2 protein-coding genes are annotated in these 2077 nt (G+C 72.8%); one reads left to right on the top strand and one right to left on the bottom strand.

The features are described 5' to 3' along the window. The first annotated feature begins 110 nt into the window (after positions 1–110). Entirely contained in the window at positions 111–359 is a 249-nt protein-coding gene (locus FNQ90_RS20835; RefSeq protein ID WP_143624114.1) for an I78 family peptidase inhibitor, read from the top strand. A gap of 81 nt (positions 360–440) precedes the next feature. Here FNQ90_RS20835 and FNQ90_RS20830 read toward each other — a convergent pair whose 3' ends face one another. Then, positions 441–1352: a phosphatase PAP2 family protein gene (locus FNQ90_RS20830; RefSeq protein WP_228471443.1), complete on the bottom strand. Its 912-nt coding sequence runs from the start codon at positions 1350–1352 to the stop codon at positions 441–443. Positions 1353–2077: the final 725 nt, after the last annotated feature.

Genomic DNA, 2077 nt, shown 5'->3' with positions numbered 1-2077 from the left:
CCCCCGAACCCCCGGAGCGGGATCCCGACCGTCGTCCCTTCCCGTCCGACGGAGCCGGACGACCTCCCGGAAACCCGCCCGGAGTCCCCGAGGTCCCCGAGGTTCCCGACATGCCGGAGGTTCCCGGCTCGTCCGGCGCGACCCCGGATCCCACCGGTCCGCCGACGCACATCCCCGCGGAGGGCACCGACGCCTACGTCGGACTCCCGGAGGCCGACGCCCGCCGGCGCGCCGCCGAGCGCGGCTGGTCCACCGTGCGGGTCCTGCCACCGGACGCCGTGATCACGATGGAGTACATCGCCGGGCGCCTGAACCTGGCCGTGGAGGCCGGCCGGGTGGTACGGGCCTGGGAGGGCTGAGGCCCGGGTCGGGACACCGCGTTCGTCCGCGCACCGCGTTCCCGGCCCACGGCGGACCGTCGGGACCGTTCGGTGACCGTCTCAGTGGCTGCCCACCGGGCGCGAGGGATGGTCACCGGACGGGCGCCCGCCCGGATGCGCACGGTTGACGGAGGCGGCCCGGTGGGGGCGGCGCTCGCCCGGTGTCGGTCGGGCACCCGGTCGTACCCGACCGGCCACGGCCGGTTCGACCGCCGGGCGGCGGTCGCCCGGCGGGGGCGCGGCGACGGCCGGCTCCGGCGCGGGGTACCGCACAGGGTCCGGGAGTCGTGGCTCCCGGGCGGCGGCCATGCGGGCCCGCAGGCGGTCCCTGGTGGTCAGGATCCGCACCTCCGCCCGGGCGATGAGCGGCTCGAACCAGGGCAGACCCAACAGGATCAACAGCCCCGCCGCCCAGCCCAGCAGGACATCGCTGACCCAGTGCGTGCCGAGGTAGGCGGTGGTGGTCCCCACCCCCAGCGCGAAGATCGCCGCCGTGACCGACAGGATCCGCCGGGCCCGCGGGGTGGTGGCCAGATAGGCCAGGATGCCCCAGGTCACCACCGCGTTGGCGGTGTGCCCGGAGGGAAATATGTCCCCGGTCAGGAACATCTCGTTGGAACCCACCACGTTCGCGTAGTGCGGTCCCTCCCGCCCCATGCCGAGCTTGGCGGCCCCCACGCTCACGTTGAGCAGCAACAGGGCGGTGCCCATCACCAGCAGGGGGCGCAGCGTGCGCTGCCGCCAGGAGCGCCACCCGAGCCACGCGGCGATCAGCACGGCCGTCGGGCCGCGCTGCCCGAGGACGACGAACCAGTCCAGGAAGGGGTGCAGTTCCGGCCACTGCTTGTAGGGTCGGAAGAACATCATCTGCCAGTCCAGACGGACCAGCGAGGACGTGGTGAGCACAGCGGCCACGATCGCCGTGTAGAACATCGCGGTGGCCCCGAACAGGGCTTTGCGCACAGGGCTCATGGCGGGAGCCGCGGCGTCGGGACGCTGCGGCTCCTGCTCCAGCCGGGCAAAGATCCGTCGGGTGTTCACGCACGCCAGATTACAGCCGGTGATCCGGGTGTTTCGAGTCGAACCGGCGTGCCGTGACGTGCATGTGATCGGGGCGCGATCTTCCGAGGCATCCCTTCCCGCCCGGAGGAACCGGCTCCCCCGGCTCCGCGACGGAATCCCCGACCGATTTTCCGGGAGCCGATGAAAAACGGGGGAATTCCCCTTCAGGTGGTCTCCGGATCGGCCGTTCGGCGTCCTGCGCGGGTCGGTCGGTGACGGATACGGGCAGTCGGGGGGTGGGGAAATCGCCTTCCCCTTTCCGCTCGCCTTTCCGTTTCCCCGGTCGATGGTCGTCGGTGACGCCCCGGGCGGAATCCGGGGGCGAACCACCGGATCCCCCATCGGGAACGAAAGACGCGGCCCCGGCATCGGATTCCCCCGGAACCCGATGCCGGGGCGGGTGGGCGAACGGACGTGATGTTCGTCTCCCGAGGGGCGGATCGTCCTCCCGGGACGGTTCGCGGACCGTTCGTGCCGTGACGGTCCGTTCCGGGGCCCCGAGGCGGCGGGGGCTCCGGCGCGACCCGGCGGCCGGCGAACTCCCCGTGAACGATTCGAAAAGGTCACCGACCTCCCGGAGGCGTCCGCCGACCCCGTGGGAACGTCCTCCCCGTCCCGCCCGGGGATCGTGATCC

The sequence above is a fragment of the Streptomyces alkaliphilus genome (assembly GCF_014141535.1).
GTDB classification, from domain to species: Bacteria; Actinomycetota; Actinomycetes; order Streptomycetales; family Streptomycetaceae; genus Streptomyces; species Streptomyces alkaliphilus.
This window is presented reverse-complemented; position numbering and strand designations above follow the sequence as displayed.

Coding starts and splice junctions, on each gene's coding strand:
- FNQ90_RS20830 (WP_228471443.1), bottom strand. CDS start 1,352: ATGAGCCCTGTGCGCAAAGCCCTGTTCGGGGCCACCGCGATGTTCTAC.
- FNQ90_RS20835 (WP_143624114.1), top strand. CDS start 111: ATGCCGGAGGTTCCCGGCTCGTCCGGCGCGACCCCGGATCCCACCGGT.